Consider the following 14258-nt stretch of genomic DNA (forward strand, 5'->3'; position numbering starts at 1 on the left):
GGGGAACCCGTCCAAAGGTGAGCCGCAAGTAGAGCACCTTTTCAAGACAGCGGCGTTTTTATGTCTAGGGTTCCCCCCGAATAAAAAAGCGGCGCAGTGTGGTCGGGTTCCCCGACCATACAACTGCGACAAGACAACGACTTTGGCGGCGAATAAAGACAGAGGGCGCAGAGAAAGAGAAAGTCTAGATATCGCAACTATTGAATATCATCAGGACGATTGAATTATGATACAGGGATGGATTCAGATCGGATTGACACTAGTTATTATTTTGGCGATTACGCCGATATTTGGTGGATATATTGCCCGTGTTTATCTAGGTCAAAGAACGTTTTTAGATCGAGTCTTAAATCCAGTTGAAAGATTTATTTTTAGTTTGAGCAGTGTACAGCCTCAAGCGCAGATGACTGGATGGCAATATGCTAGGGCAATTTTGTACAGCAATTTAGCAATGGCGATATTGCTATTTCTAATACTAATGCTTCAGGGGTTGCTACCGCTCAATCCGACGGGTTTGGGTGCGCCGAGTTGGGATACAGCATTGCATACCACGATTTCGTTTATGACGAATACCAATCAGCAGCATTATTCGCCAGAAACAACTTACAGCTATTTCTCCCAAATGTTAGGACTGGGGTTTATGTTTTTTACATCGGCGGGGACAGGAATTGCTGTATCGATCGCGTTTATTCGCGGTTTGACTGGTAGATCTTTAGGCAATTTTTATGTCGATCTGACTCAGGCAATTACTCGAATTTTACTGCCGATTAGTATTGTGGGATCGATCGTTTTAGTTGCCGCTGGTACTCCTGAAACCTTAGCAGGGGCGATAGTTGTGCCAACATTAGAAAATCCGAATATCAGTCAATCGATCGCGATTGGACCAGTAGCACATTTTGAAATCATTAAAGAACTGGGCGAAAACGGTGGTGGTTTCTTTGCGATTAACTCCGCCCACCCGTTTGAAAATCCGAATGGATTGACGAATCTGATTCAGATTTTGACGATGATTTCGATTCCAACTTCATTAATTTATACCTACGGCGTGATTGCTGACAATCGCAAGCAAGCCTGGTTAGTGTTTGGAATGGTGTTCATTCTATACGTCGTATTTATCATCGTCACCGCTGTTGGTGAGTATCAGGGCAATCCACTAGTTAATTCAATCTTAGGCAGCTCACAGCCGAATTTAGAAGGCAAAGAAGTCAGATTTGGGTGGGCGCAGTCTGCTCTATATGCGGTGACAACTACGGGAACGATGACTGGTGCAGTGAATTCGATGCACGACTCATTTATGCCTGCGGGGGGATTTATCTTACTGTCCAATTTGTTTCTCCAAATCATTTGGGGTGGACAAGGTACCGGAACAGCGTATCTGTTTTGTTATCTGATTTTGGCGGTATTTGTGACGGGTTTAATGGTAGGGCGCACCCCCGAATTTTTGGGACGGAAGATCGAAAAAAATGAGGTGGTATTAACTAGCTTTTTGCTTCTGTTGGTACATCCGATTTTCGTCTTGTTTCCAGGCGCAATCGCGTTAGCGTTTCCCGAACAATTAGCGGGAATTAGCAACCCTGGTTTTCATGGGCTGGCGCAAGTGATGTATGAATATGCCTCCGCTGCGGCTAATAACGGCTCTGGCTTTGAAGGATTAGCCGATAGTCAGCCCGCACCCACAGCTTTGTGGTGGAATCTGAGTACTTGTTTTAGTATGCTGGGTGGACGCTATGTACCAACGATCGCGTTGCTATTACTCGCTGAGGGCATGTCTCAAAAGCAGCCTGTTCCCTTTACTACGGGCACGTTACGGACGGATACGGTGTTATTTACTGGAGTCACTGCTGGGGTAATTGTGATTATGGGTGCATTAACTTTCTTTCCAGTATTGGCTTTGGGGCCGATGGCGGAAGGCTTTCAGCTCTTTAGGGGGGCTTGATTTGGTTGTTTATGGCGGAGATCTTTACCCCACCTCAGTCCTCCCCTTTCCAAGGGGAGGAGGCTGGAAAAGCCCCCCTTTACAAGGGGGGTTGGGGGGTAAAGATCCCCGCCGTCGCCAGTCTCTTCAATCCTCGCAAAACACAAACCAATATGAATTCTTCAATTTCTCAACAGGTTCCTGGTAGCAATAGAGAACCGCGCCGAAACACGCCCAAGGCTGCAATGGATGGTTTATATCAACGCGCCATTCGCGATGCGTTTCGGAAGCTCGATCCGCGTACTGCGGTCGGAAATCCGGTAATGTTTCTAGTATGGGTGGGGACAATTGTAACTTTTCTCGTCACCCTCGATCCCAATTTATTCGGGACGGTGCAAGGGGATGTGAACCAAGAGCGACTATTGAATGGCGCGATTACGATTATTTTATTTTTGACAGTGATTTTTGCTAACTTCGCTGAAGCTGTCGCAGAAGGGCGGGGTAAAGCTCAAGCAGATTCACTGCGATCGAGCAGATCTGATACGATCGCTTATAAACTACTCCCCGATGGGGCAATTAGTCAAGTTAATTCTACCGAATTACGCAAGGGCGATCGAGTCATCGTAAAGCTCGGCGAATTGATTCCCGCTGATGGTGAAGTCGTAATCGGGGTCGCATCGGTCGATGAATCGGCGATTACGGGTGAATCTGCTCCCGTCCTCAAACAGCCTGGAACGGACATCGCCAGCTCGGTTACAGGAGGCACCAGAGTGGTTTCTGATGAGTTGACAATTTTAATTACTGCCGATCCTGGGCAGGGATTTATCGATCGAATGATTGCGCTGGTTGAGGGTGCTAAACGTTCTAAAACGCCGAATGAGATTGCCCTGACAGTGTTTCTGGCTGTGCTGACGCAGGTATTTTTGATTGTGGTTGCTACCCTGTCGCCGTTAGCAAACTACGTTAAAACGCCAGTGACGATCGCGATTTTAGTATCATTACTAGTTGCCTTGATTCCGACTACAATCGGGGGATTGCTAAGTGCGATCGGGATTGCGGGGATGAATCGGGTAGCGCAATTTAATGTGATCGCCACATCTGGGCGGGCGGTGGAAGCCTGCGGCGATGTTAATACCCTGATTCTGGATAAAACGGGTACGATCACCCTGGGAAATCGGTTGGCTGATGAATTTATTCCTGTCAACGGTCATTCCGTCGAAGAACTAGCGGCTGTAGCTTTAGCTGGGAGCCTGTTTGACGAAACACCTGAAGGTAAATCGATCGTCCAACTCGCCGAAAAATTGGGTGCGAAAATTGATGTAGATCGAACTCAAGCAACGGGGGTAGAATTCTCAGCTCGAACCCGGATGAGCGGTACCGACTTACCTAATGGTATCGAAGTTCGTAAAGGTGCGATCGATGCAATTCGCGGTTTTGTGCGATCGCGTGGTGGTACTATTCCCAGTAAATTTGACGACGCATACGAGCAAGTCTCGAAACTGGGTGGAACGCCGCTCGGTGTTTGCCAGGATGGGGATTTATACGGCGTAATTTATCTCAAAGATATCGTCAAACCTGGATTGCGAGAGCGTTTCGATCAACTGCGGCGGATGGGTGTCAAAACGATTATGCTCACTGGAGACAACCGGATCACCGCCTCGGTAATCGCCGAAGAAGCGGGAGTAGACGACTTCATCGCCGAAGCCACACCAGAAGACAAAATCGACGTAATTAAGCGCGAACAATCCCAGGGTAAGCTAGTAGCCATGACTGGAGATGGTACCAACGACGCGCCCGCCCTCGCCCAAGCAAACGTTGGGGTAGCCATGAACTCCGGCACCCAAGCCGCCAAAGAAGCGGCGAATATGGTCGATTTAGACTCCGATCCAACTAAGTTAATCGATCTGGTCGCGATCGGCAAGCAATTACTAATTACCCGTGGTGCATTGACGACTTTCTCGATCGCCAATGATATCGCCAAATACTTCGCAATTATTCCCACAATCTTTGCTGCTGCTGGAATTGGGACATTAAATGTAATGGGTTTAAAGAGTCCCCAATCGGCTATTCTCGCCGCACTCATCTACAACGCGCTAATTATTCCCGCCTTAATTCCACTCGCTCTAAATGGTGTTAAGTTTCGCCCCTTAACTGCGGATCAATTGTTGCAACGAAATATTTTAATCTACGGATTAGGTGGTGTAATTGCTCCATTTATCGCGATTAAGATTATCGATGTTTTACTTCCTATTGCCTAACTAATATAAACGTATGATTTCTGAAAATTTGGTCGCGATTTGGCAAGCTTGGTGTCGGCGTAAGTATCCAACCTATTTGTTTTTGGCACTGTGTTTTAACTTAGTACTTGCTTCAACTGTTTTTGCGGCAACGGGCGACGCTTTCTCTCGTCCCCAAATTTATGCTCTGGGTATTCTGGGGATTGGGACTGTGTGTCTTTCTATTTACTTGTTTGTGGTGATGTTTCAACCGGAACGATTTTAGATCGTTGGGGTGCTGCGGAGATTTTACCCCACCTCAGTCCTCCCCTTGGAAAGGGGAGGAGGCTGGAAAAGCCCCCCTTGATCAGGGGGGTTGGGGGGTAAAGATCTCCGCCGAAGCCAGTCTTCACTTGTCAGTAGTTAAATCTTTAGTATTTATTGAATAAAATTATGAATCCAGTACGTGAAATTGGTAGAGCGATTCGATCGACCTTAGTTCTCTGGCTATTAGTCGCAGTTATTTATCCATTTGCGATGTTAGCCATCTCCCAGATTGCCTTCCCTTATCAAGCAAATGGTAGTTTAATTAAGAATGCTCAAGGTCAAGTAATTGGTTCGGCATTAATTGGTCAACCATTTACCAGTGACAGGTATTTTAATAGTCGTCCTAGCAGCACTAATTATAGTACCGCCGATCCCAAAAAAGACGAAGCTGGAGTACTGAAAACAGGCATTTCTGGAGCCAGTAATCTCGCGCCTAGTAATACCGCATTACTCGATCGCATCAACGGCAAAACCGATCCCGATCCCAAAAAAGCAATTGCTGGAGATCTCTCCAGACTGCTCCAGGCGGGCATCCAACCCACCGCCGACTTGCTTTATACCTCCGGCTCCAGTCTCGACCCCCACATCACCCCTGAAGCTGCCAGAGCGCAGATTCAGCGCATAGCTAGAGTGCGTAATCTACCAACAAATCGAGTAGAAATCCTCATCGTCCAGAATACAGACGATCGATCCCTCGGCATCTTCGGCGAACCAAGCGTAAATGTTCTGAAACTCAACCTAGCCCTAGATGCTCTAGGTTAACGACATTACCTCTATGTCTGATTAATCCAGCAATCCCCAACTAAGCCCTAAAGTGGAGCAAATGTGAAGCCAAGCTAGCACACAAGCAATCCATACGCAGGGGAGTCCGAGGGGCGGCGTTCCGCCTCTCGGTGGGGGGGCTGGGGGTCAGAACCCCCAGATCCGGGTTCTGCCCACACTAAAAAAATCCGCAACCTACAGATACATAACGCCTACCGCCACGCTTATAAACAAACAATGCAAACCTATCGTCGCGGCAAACACAAAATCTTTATCGGCATGAGTCCTGGTGTCGGTAAAACCTACCGGATGTTAGAAGAAGGACATCGACTTCGGGACGAAGGAATTGACGTGGCGATTGGTTTACTCGAAACCCACAACCGCGCCGAAACCGCAGCCAAAGCAATCGGATTAGAACAAATTCCGCGTCAACAAATTACCTGGCAGGGCGTAACATTAACCGAGATGGATGTTGCCGCCATCCTCGATCGTCAACCGCAATTAGTGTTAATAGATGAACTAGCACATACTAATATTCCTGGTGTCGATTCCGCAAAGCGGAGGCTATGCCAACGAGAGAAACGCTATCAAGATGTCGAATATATTTTAACAGCCGGAATTGATGTTTATTCCACCCTAAACATCCAACATCTCGAAAGTTTAAATGACACAGTTGCCCAACTCACTGGAATTGTCGTGAGAGAAAGAATTCCCGATCGCGTATTGGAGACTGCTGATGAAGTCGTCGTTGTTGATGTCACGCCAGAAACTCTCCAAGAACGACTTCGCGATGGTAAAATTTACGCGCCCGAAAAAATCGATATATCCCTAAAAAATTTCTTTCAGCGTCGTCATTTAGCCGCCCTGCGAGAGTTGGCATTGCGAGAAGTTGCCAACAATATTGAAGACACAGAGCAGTCGAATAGTGATCCTAATACTCAGGCAGTTTGCAACATTCACGAACGAATATTAGCGTGTGTTTCTACTTATCCCAATTCAATCCAATTATTACGTCGAGGCGCACGAATTGCCGGGTCTATGCACGGTCAATTCTATGTATTGTTTGTCAACGATCCGGATCGATTCTTAACGAAACCAGAAAGCTTACATATCGCTACCTGCGAACAGCTTTGTCAAGAATTTGGCGGAGAGTTTATTCATCTAAGAGATTATAGCGTGGTCAAGGCGATCGCTCAGACTGCCCAACAATATCGAATTACCCAAATTGTCATGGGTGAAAGTCGGAAATCACGCTGGCAAAGCTTCTGGAAAGGCTCGCTGACACAGAAAATTCTGCGCTTGCTCAAAAATGTGGATATTCATATTATCTCAACTGATAAATGAATCGATTTGCCAATTAGGCTCTCGCGCATATATATGGGAGAGCCTAATTATCAATTATCAATTACTCGCACTGAGCGTTAGTCGAAGTGTTAATTATCAATTATCTACACGTATTTCTTGAATGCCAAGGTCACATTATGTCCGCCAAACCCAAAGGAATTAGATAGAACGACATTCAAATCTGCGGCGCGACTGACGTGGGGGACATAATCGAGATCGCAACCCTCTTCTGGATTCTCTAAATTAATTGTGGGGGGAATAATCCCGTGATGGATGGCGAGGGCAGAAGCAACGCCTTCGATGCCACCTGCGCCGCCGAGGAGGTGTCCAGTCATCGATTTGGTGGAACTGACGGCAATTTTATAAGCATGGTCTCCCAGAGCCTTTTTAATCGCGGCTGTTTCGGTGGGATCGTTGATGGGGGTACTAGTACCGTGGGCGTTGATATAGCTGACTGATTCGGGTGGTAATCCGGCATCTTTGAGGCATAGAGACATCGCTCTTGCAGCATCGACACCGCCAGGAGTCTGTCCAGTCATATGATAAGCATCGCAGGTCATGGCGTAGCCGACGACCTCGGCGTAGATTTTCGCACCGCGATTGACGGCGTGTTCGAGTTCTTCTAGTACTAAAATGCCCGAACCTTCGCCCATGACAAAACCATCGCGTCCGGTATCGAAGGGGCGACAAGCATGGAGGGGGTCATCGTTACGAGTCGATACTGCTTTGCAAGCCGCAAATCCAGCGATCCCCAGGGGTGTGATTGCTGCTTCTGTGCCACCGCAAATCATCGCTGTGGCGTAGTCGCCCTGAATTAGTCTAAATGCTTCACCGATCGCGTTTGCACCTGCTGCACAGGCTGTTACGGTACAACAGTTGGGGCCTTTAGCACCGATTTCGATCGCGACGAGTCCAGCCGCCATATTTGCGATCATCATTGGAATCATAAATGGACTACAACGACTCGGCCCTTTAGTGAGATAGATTTCTTGTTGTTCTTCGAGGATCTTTAGTCCACCGATGCCCGTACCGATGGTAACACCGACTCGATCGGCATTAGTGGAATCGATCGTCAAACCGGAATCGAGAATTGCTTGCTTGGTGGCGCAGACAGCCAGTTGAGCAAACCTATCCATCCGTTTGGCTGCTTTTTTTTCTAGATATAAAAGCGGGTCAAAATTTTTGATTTCGCCAGCAATCCGACAGTCGTGTTTGGATGCGTCAAAGTGGGTAATCGCACCAATCCCATTTCGCCCACTTACCAAGCCTTCCCAATATTCAGCTAAGGTGTTTCCAATGGGCGTAATCGCGCCTAAACCAGTAATAACAACACGTTTGCGATAGCGTTGCTGTTCTTGCAGATCGGAATTTGCCATGATGAATATAGAGATTGAGATGTGGGGGTGTGGGAGTGTGGGCTGTTAGAGGTGCTGTGCGGAGGGTTGACTCCGCATGGCTGCACCGCATAATTAATTTCCGCGCAGCGGTACTAGCCTGCTTTGGCGTTGATATAGTCAACTACGGATTGAACGGTTTGAAGTTTTTCGGCTTCTTCGTCGGGGATTTCGACATCAAATTCTTCTTCTAATGCCATGACGAGTTCGACTACATCTAGGGAGTCAGCTCCTAAATCATCGGTAAAGTTGGCTTCGGGAGTAATTTTGCTGGCTTCTACTTCCAATTTATCGGCAATTACGGCTTGCACTTTAGCCAATACATCTGCGCTCATATATGTTCCTTTTTAGTTAGATAACGATAATTTAGCTTTCGCACCCGACTGTGGGGTACGTCAATAGCACTCTACATCTTATCTGAAAATGCGCCAAATTAGGGGGGACGGGGGAGGGTGGGAAGTGTGGGAAGTGTGGGAAGTGTGGGAAGTGTGGGAAGGATGTGGGCAGATCGATGGATTATACAAACAAACAGGACAATCAGATTCTCCCCGCTCCCCCCTCCCCACTCCCCCCTCTTTTAATTGCGATCGCTTTAATTACTTCGGTAAAATCTGACTCGTTAACTAGAGGAATTAATTGCTGTAAATATGGTTGATAGCGAAAGAGTTCGTAACCTCGATCGAGTAAATATTCGGCGGCGGCTAAATTGATTCCTTTACTGGTATAACTGTTATAAATAATTGTCGGAGAAAATTTTACGATCGTTTGTTCGCCGCCGATTAATATCGATAATTCATTGCCTTCCGTGGAGATTTTAATTACGTTTATTTTAGAGATCGATTGTTGCTGAATAAATGTATCGATCGTCAGGCAACTAACTTCTTCTATCTCTGTCGTTGAGTCAATTACTTCATTCTCTATAGCTAGATAATTTAATTCACTACTAGATTGTAAAACTAATTTAGATAGCCGATCGCGATCGCTGACAGCATTTTTAAAAATTTTGACATTGTCAATTTGGTTGACTTGACAAGTTTCCTGGAGACAATCGATCGATCCGCTAAATGGTTCGATCGCATATACTATTCCATTTTTCCCAACTCTCCGAGCGGCACTAAAAGTATAGGCACCAACATTTGCACCGATATCGATGACGTTCATTCCAGGTTGAATATACTGTCGCCAAAACTCCAATTCTCGCTCGAACCAATCCCCTTCGGCTAATAAACATCGCGTCGTCGGACTCTGTAAACTGGCAGGTACCGCCAGGGAAATATCTGTGTCAAATGGAATGTAAGTCCAGTGACTATCGATCGGTAACTGCGTCCATTGCCACGGTATTTTAGCCAATCTTTGACTCCCATAATCTAATCCAATTTGCTGCCAATAACTTGCTACTTCCGGCTGTTCCAAATCTCGATAAGCGAGGTATAATGATTGTAAGATAGTCGGATAATCTAGTGCCAGTTCTCCCGCTCGATGAAGATAAACTAATCCTTCTAAGGCTCGATCGCCAATACTATAAATTCCCAGCCGAATATTCGGAAAAATCAGATCGGGCATCAATTGATTCATTAGATGCAATAATCGAATTCCGGTCCGATTATCTAGGGTAATTTGCGTCCGACAAAGTACCTCTGTCAGCATCAGCATGGCTTGAATATAGCCATTATCTGTATTTAAAATTCGTTGCAGTTGTTCGCTTCTACCATTAGTAATATGCGTGCGCGTCAACGGGGGAATATACACGATTCCTGGTTCGATTTCGGCTTCCGTGTAGCTTGGTTGGAGATTATTGATAAAGGCACTAAAGGCAATCTGCGCCGCATCGCTATAATTGCCCAACATACAATTGAGTAAGGCTAAATGCGCCGCACAGAGCGGGTGCTGGTTTAGCTCCGAGCCTGCTTGCACTGCATCAAAAGCAATTTCGGCATACAATCCATGAGTGAGCGAATTATCGCAGCTTTCGGCAGCGACTAATGCGGCGACAGCTAAATTATTCCAATCTAAGGCGGTTTGGGGCTGCTCCCACTGACAGTTATCTAAAAGTCGAGTGAGTCGCGCCGAAGCTGTTGGGGTAATTTCTACCTGATTTTGATTAATGTAGTTGAGATAAGATATTTTCGGATCGAAATCAATAGTCATTCAACAGCCTGTAAATTAAGGGTAGGGGTAATTCATGAATTACCCCTACCCTTAATTTACAGGATTAGCTGATTTTCCTTGTCCCATAATTAACGTGTCGCCTGATGTATGAAAGGAAAAGATGATTAGAAAGAAAAAAAGTGACTGGTGGAGATTGAGATTAGTAGGCAAAAATATTCGCCAATCTCTATCGGTATTTCGCTATGGCGGCAAAGCTTTAGACTTATTATGGACTACCAGCCACACCCTGACTGTATCGCTAGCAATTTTGACGCTGGTAAATGGATTAGTACCCAGTGCGATCGCCTATATTGGTAAACTAATTGTCGATAGTGTCTTAGTGGCTAACCAGAGTGGTTTACAGATAGATCGTCAGACTGCTCTTAATTATGTATGCTTAGAAGCAGTTGCGATCGTGTTATTAGCCGCCGCTCAAAAAGGGTTGGTAGTGTGTCAATCCTTATTACGAGTATTACTAGCGCAACGAGTCAATGAATCGATCCTCGAAAAAGCCCTGACATTGGATCTGGCGCACTTTGAAGATTCCGAATTTTATGACAAAATGAGTCAGGCTCGATCTCAAGCATCCAGTCGCCCGTTATCGCTGATTAACCGCACCTTTGGGCTGTGTCAGTCTGCACTTACCTTAATTACCTTTAGCGGCTTGCTGTGGCAATTTTCAGGCTGGGCGGTGCAAGTGCTAATTGTCGCGGCGATTCCCTCATTTATCGCCGAAACCCGCTTTTCCGAACACGCCTTTCGACTATTCCGCTGGAGATCTCCCGAAACCCGTCAACAGCATTATTTAGAAACATTATTAGCGAGGGAAGATTACGCCAAGGAAGTACAGCTCTATCAGCTCGGTACAATGCTCTTACAGCGTTACCGCAATATCTTTAATCGACTTTATAAGGACGACCGCAATCTGACAATTCAGAAGGGCTTGTGGGGCTACGTACTGGGCTTGCTGAGTACTTTAGCATTCTATGCTGCCTATGCCTGGATTGTGATTGAAGCAATTTCGGGACAAATTACATTGGGCGAAATGACAATGTACTTGATGGTATTTAGACAGGGGCAATCTACCTTTGCATCGGCATTGACATCGATCGGCGGCATGTACGAAGATAATCTCTATCTTGCCAATCTCTACGAATTTCTCGAACAACCGATGCCCCAATCTCAGGGGAAAATTACCCAGGGAACTATTAAAGAAGGAATTAGATTTGAGAACGTTTCATTCAGTTATCCAGATAGTCAGCAGCCAGTTTTAAATAATATCTCATTACATTTACCACTAGGCGAAAAACTTGCAATAGTCGGTGAAAATGGCTCTGGTAAAACTACCCTAATTAAACTTTTAACCAATCTCTATACACCCACCAGCGGCAGAATCTTACTAGATGGAGTCGATTTAAAAGACTGGGATATCGACGTATTAAGACGGAGAATCGGGGTGATTTTTCAGAACTTCGTCCAGTATCAATTTACAGTTGGTGAAAATGTGGGAGTCGGCGATGTCGAACATTTAGACGATCGCAAGGAATGGGAAATCGCCGCTAATAAAGGCATGGCAAAACCCTTCATCGATGTGTTGCCTCAAGGATTCGATACCCAGTTAGGAAAATGGTTTAAAGGCGGACAAGAACTATCTGGTGGACAATGGCAAAAAATTGCCCTTGCTCGTGCTTTCATGCGATCGAATGCCGATATTCTAATCTTAGATGAACCAACAGCCGCAATGGATGCCGAAGCTGAAATGAATATCTTTAATCACTTTCGATCGCTCACTCAAGATCGCATGGTAGTCTTAATTTCTCATCGGTTTTCGACTGTTAGAATGGCTGATAAAATTATTGTAATGGCAAGCGGTGAAATTATCGAACAAGGCAGCCACGAGCAATTAATAGCAGCAGATGGAAGATACGCTCATCTTTTCTCTCTCCAAGCCGCAGGTTATAAATAATATATTCGTATGGAAATTAAAAAACAGTTCACTTTTTCAGGAGTATTCAAGAAATTTCACGAGACAGATATTCTGCCTGTCAAAATTCATAATGCGAATATTATCTGCTGTACAAATGGTAACATCTGGATTGAGATTGATTCTGAAAAGAGTGCATATATTAATCATAAAAGATTTCGCGAATCGGCACCAATTTATCAAGCTAAAGAGTTGAAAAAAGAGGTTTTTGATAGCCTATTATTAGGACTACATTTTTTGGAGTTTGATGAACAAGAACAAGAAATAGTTCAACAACCCTATAAAGGTGATTATGAGATTGAAGGTCAAACAATTGAAGGATGGAAAATAAATGCAATTATTTCTGATTCCAACTTAAAAGTTAGTTTCAAAGCTGATAATTATCAAAATACAGAACGAGAGGGTAAATGTCAAGTTAATCTTAGAGATTTATGTATTCAGTACAATTTAGAGTTGATAGGAAAAGGAGAAACTAAAGAAATCGTATATGGTCTTGCAAATATAGAAGTGATAAGACAATTCTCAGCTAATATTGGCAACCTTGAAGCTGAAATTTATATTGAGTCAGTTTCAACCACAGAGAATAGAAATAAAAATGGTTTGCTAAGTGTAGAAATGACACTTAAAAATATTTGTGAGGACAAACAAATCTCCTATAAAACTTACGCTGCTTGGTTCATATCTCTTCTCTCTTTTGCTTCAGGTCATCGTGTTGAACAAATGTACAGAATCGAGACTGCAAACTATGAAAAATCAAAGATAAAAAGAGAATACTGGTCGGGAGAGAAATTTAATAGCGAAGCAACTGGCAGAGCTGTTATCCAATCACCTCATCTGCCGATTTTTATCCAGCACTGTGCTAAAAAAATGACGTGGGAAACCTTCAGCGATAAAGGTTTAAGCTTGGAATTACGTTGGTACATTAATACTTTCGACAGTAATATGTGCGAGGTAAATTTTTTACTTTTTTGTACTGTTTTAGAATCCCTTAACAAAAAATATTTTAACAATGTTAGCAGAAGACCCATCCTCAGAGAAAATCGTGATCCACAAGAAAAGAATTTACAAAATAGTTTAAAGAAAATGCTTGAAAATTATGGTGTGCCATACCAAGATTTATTCCCAGATCTAGAATTTACAAGAACAAGAAATAAGATTGTTCATGAAGGATTTAGTGAAATCCATGTAAATATTTCGATAGAGCTTCAGAAACTATCAAATCTAATTGTAAGAATATTTCTTTCGATTTTAGATTATCAAGGTGATTATATGGAATCTGTAAAAATTGAGATAGACGATAAGTCGGGATGCAGTCACCACGGATTGATTTGTAGACGCTTTCCTTTGATTAACACTGAAGATAGCACCGTATGAACAACTAATATTTTATCAATTTTATTAAGCAAGTATCCATTCAAAAACAACTATATCTTCGCTCGATAAGCATCGAAAAATAATCGACATAATAATGCAACCTTTCTACTACGCATAACCTGCTTACTAAAGGTATTAGTAACAATGGATGTATGACAGCTATGTCATAATCCTTGTTAAATCCAGATTGAACCCAGGGAGCACAGCTTCGCAACTAAAAGATGTGGGATTTTGCAAGACTTCTGTTTCTTTATCTAATTGATAAACTTCAACCTGTTGGTCTTGGGGATTAATTAATAATCCTAGCTTTACTCCCAACCGTTGGTATTCGAGCATCTTCGTTTGTAGCGCACTCAATCTGTCAGTAGTAGAGCGCAGTTCTACCACAAAATCGGGAACTACAGGGATAAATTGTTTGAGTGAAATGCCATCAATTCTAGATTTTTCAATCCAAGATACATCGGGGGACATTTTCCCACCACCGATGGCTATAAAATCATATCCAGTTGAAGAATCAAAAGTTTTTCCTAGTTCTGTTCGATAGTTCCAAGCTGCAATTTGATAAACTAAACTAACATTTTTCTCGCCACTTTCACCAAAGGTAGGTGCCATGATAATTAGTTCTCCATTGGCGGTTAATTCCAGGCGTAGATCTGGATTATCGAAACATAAGCGATCGAACTGTTCTGGGCTAACATGGAGATCTGTACTTCTGACACTAAGTAAAAACTTTTCTGAATCTGTGGCATAAGAGATAGTCATAAAACCTCCAAATTATTTTCTGCCTTGTTGTT

12 protein-coding genes are annotated in these 14258 nt (G+C 44.1%); 8 read left to right on the top strand and 4 right to left on the bottom strand.

All coding sequences use genetic code 11. The features are described 5' to 3' along the window. From RMO55_RS19950 to RMO55_RS19975, 6 genes are all read left to right on the top strand, one after another. Positions 1-223: hypothetical protein (locus tag RMO55_RS19950; RefSeq protein ID WP_310429582.1), on the top strand; the 223-nt coding region annotated here is incomplete at its 5' end. Between the two features lie 3 nt (positions 224-226). Then, a complete protein-coding gene (gene kdpA / locus RMO55_RS19955; RefSeq protein ID WP_310429584.1) occupies positions 227-1936 on the top strand; it encodes a potassium-transporting ATPase subunit KdpA in 1710 nt (569 codons plus the stop codon). 224 nt (positions 1937-2160) lie between these two features. After that, positions 2161-4173 (top strand): potassium-transporting ATPase subunit KdpB, encoded by a 2013-nt coding sequence (gene kdpB / locus RMO55_RS19960; RefSeq protein WP_396134420.1) that lies wholly within the window; start codon positions 2161-2163, stop codon positions 4171-4173. A gap of 13 nt (positions 4174-4186) precedes the next feature. Next, on the top strand, positions 4187-4417 hold the full coding sequence (locus RMO55_RS19965) for a potassium-transporting ATPase subunit F (protein WP_310429588.1): 231 nt from the start codon (positions 4187-4189) through the stop codon (positions 4415-4417). A 167-nt stretch (positions 4418-4584) separates the two neighbouring features. Beyond that, positions 4585-5220, top strand: coding sequence for a K(+)-transporting ATPase subunit C (kdpC, locus tag RMO55_RS19970; RefSeq protein WP_310429590.1), 636 nt, complete (start codon positions 4585-4587; stop codon positions 5218-5220). 237 nt (positions 5221-5457) lie between these two features. Continuing rightward, positions 5458-6564: a universal stress protein gene (locus tag RMO55_RS19975; RefSeq protein WP_310429592.1), complete on the top strand. Its 1107-nt coding sequence runs from the start codon at positions 5458-5460 to the stop codon at positions 6562-6564. A gap of 104 nt (positions 6565-6668) precedes the next feature. Here the strand turns inward: RMO55_RS19975 and fabF are convergent, their stop codons facing one another. The 3 genes from fabF to RMO55_RS19990 all read right to left on the bottom strand — a co-directional run bounded on the left by fabF (position 6669) and on the right by RMO55_RS19990 (position 10106). Then, complete coding sequence (fabF, locus tag RMO55_RS19980) at positions 6669-7940, bottom strand: beta-ketoacyl-ACP synthase II (protein WP_310429594.1); 1272 nt, start codon at positions 7938-7940, stop codon at positions 6669-6671. A gap of 113 nt (positions 7941-8053) precedes the next feature. Beyond that, positions 8054-8293, bottom strand: a complete 240-nt coding sequence (acpP, locus tag RMO55_RS19985) for an acyl carrier protein (RefSeq protein ID WP_310429596.1) — start codon at positions 8291-8293, stop codon at positions 8054-8056. A 202-nt stretch (positions 8294-8495) separates the two neighbouring features. After that, positions 8496-10106 (bottom strand): FkbM family methyltransferase, encoded by a 1611-nt coding sequence (locus tag RMO55_RS19990; RefSeq protein WP_310429598.1) that lies wholly within the window; start codon positions 10104-10106, stop codon positions 8496-8498. Between the two features lie 121 nt (positions 10107-10227). Between RMO55_RS19990 and RMO55_RS19995 the strand changes: the two genes are divergently transcribed. Next, the gene (locus RMO55_RS19995) at positions 10228-12072 is read left to right on the top strand and encodes an ABC transporter ATP-binding protein (protein WP_310429601.1); all 1845 of its coding nucleotides are present in this window, start codon (positions 10228-10230) and stop codon (positions 12070-12072) included. A gap of 9 nt (positions 12073-12081) precedes the next feature. After that, complete coding sequence (locus RMO55_RS20000) at positions 12082-13464, top strand: hypothetical protein (RefSeq protein ID WP_310429603.1); 1383 nt, start codon at positions 12082-12084, stop codon at positions 13462-13464. 159 nt (positions 13465-13623) lie between these two features. On the opposite strand, the gene RMO55_RS20005 is transcribed toward RMO55_RS20000, so the two are convergent. Further along, positions 13624-14226, bottom strand: a complete 603-nt coding sequence (locus tag RMO55_RS20005; RefSeq protein WP_310429605.1) for a Uma2 family endonuclease — start codon at positions 14224-14226, stop codon at positions 13624-13626. Between the last annotated feature and the right edge of the window lie 32 nt (positions 14227-14258).

The sequence above is a fragment of the Chamaesiphon sp. VAR_48_metabat_135_sub genome, from assembly GCF_031418915.1.
In the GTDB taxonomy this organism is placed as follows: Bacteria; Cyanobacteriota; Cyanobacteriia; order Cyanobacteriales; family Chamaesiphonaceae; genus Chamaesiphon.

What these genes read in the sequence shown, in the direction of transcription:
- kdpB (WP_396134420.1), top strand. Translation starts at nt 2,161, where the DNA reads ATGGATGGTTTATATCAACGCGCCATTCGCGATGCGTTTCGGAAGCTC.
- kdpA (WP_310429584.1), top strand. Translation starts at nt 227, where the DNA reads ATGATACAGGGATGGATTCAGATCGGATTGACACTAGTTATTATTTTG.
- fabF (WP_310429594.1), bottom strand. Translation starts at nt 7,940, where the DNA reads ATGGCAAATTCCGATCTGCAAGAACAGCAACGCTATCGCAAACGTGTT.
- RMO55_RS19995 (WP_310429601.1), top strand. Translation starts at nt 10,228, where the DNA reads ATGATTAGAAAGAAAAAAAGTGACTGGTGGAGATTGAGATTAGTAGGC.
- RMO55_RS19975 (WP_310429592.1), top strand. Translation starts at nt 5,458, where the DNA reads ATGCAAACCTATCGTCGCGGCAAACACAAAATCTTTATCGGCATGAGT.
- RMO55_RS19990 (WP_310429598.1), bottom strand. Translation starts at nt 10,106, where the DNA reads ATGACTATTGATTTCGATCCGAAAATATCTTATCTCAACTACATTAAT.
- acpP (WP_310429596.1), bottom strand. Translation starts at nt 8,293, where the DNA reads ATGAGCGCAGATGTATTGGCTAAAGTGCAAGCCGTAATTGCCGATAAA.
- RMO55_RS20000 (WP_310429603.1), top strand. Translation starts at nt 12,082, where the DNA reads ATGGAAATTAAAAAACAGTTCACTTTTTCAGGAGTATTCAAGAAATTT.
- kdpC (WP_310429590.1), top strand. Translation starts at nt 4,585, where the DNA reads ATGAATCCAGTACGTGAAATTGGTAGAGCGATTCGATCGACCTTAGTT.
- RMO55_RS19965 (WP_310429588.1), top strand. Translation starts at nt 4,187, where the DNA reads ATGATTTCTGAAAATTTGGTCGCGATTTGGCAAGCTTGGTGTCGGCGT.
- RMO55_RS20005 (WP_310429605.1), bottom strand. Translation starts at nt 14,226, where the DNA reads ATGACTATCTCTTATGCCACAGATTCAGAAAAGTTTTTACTTAGTGTC.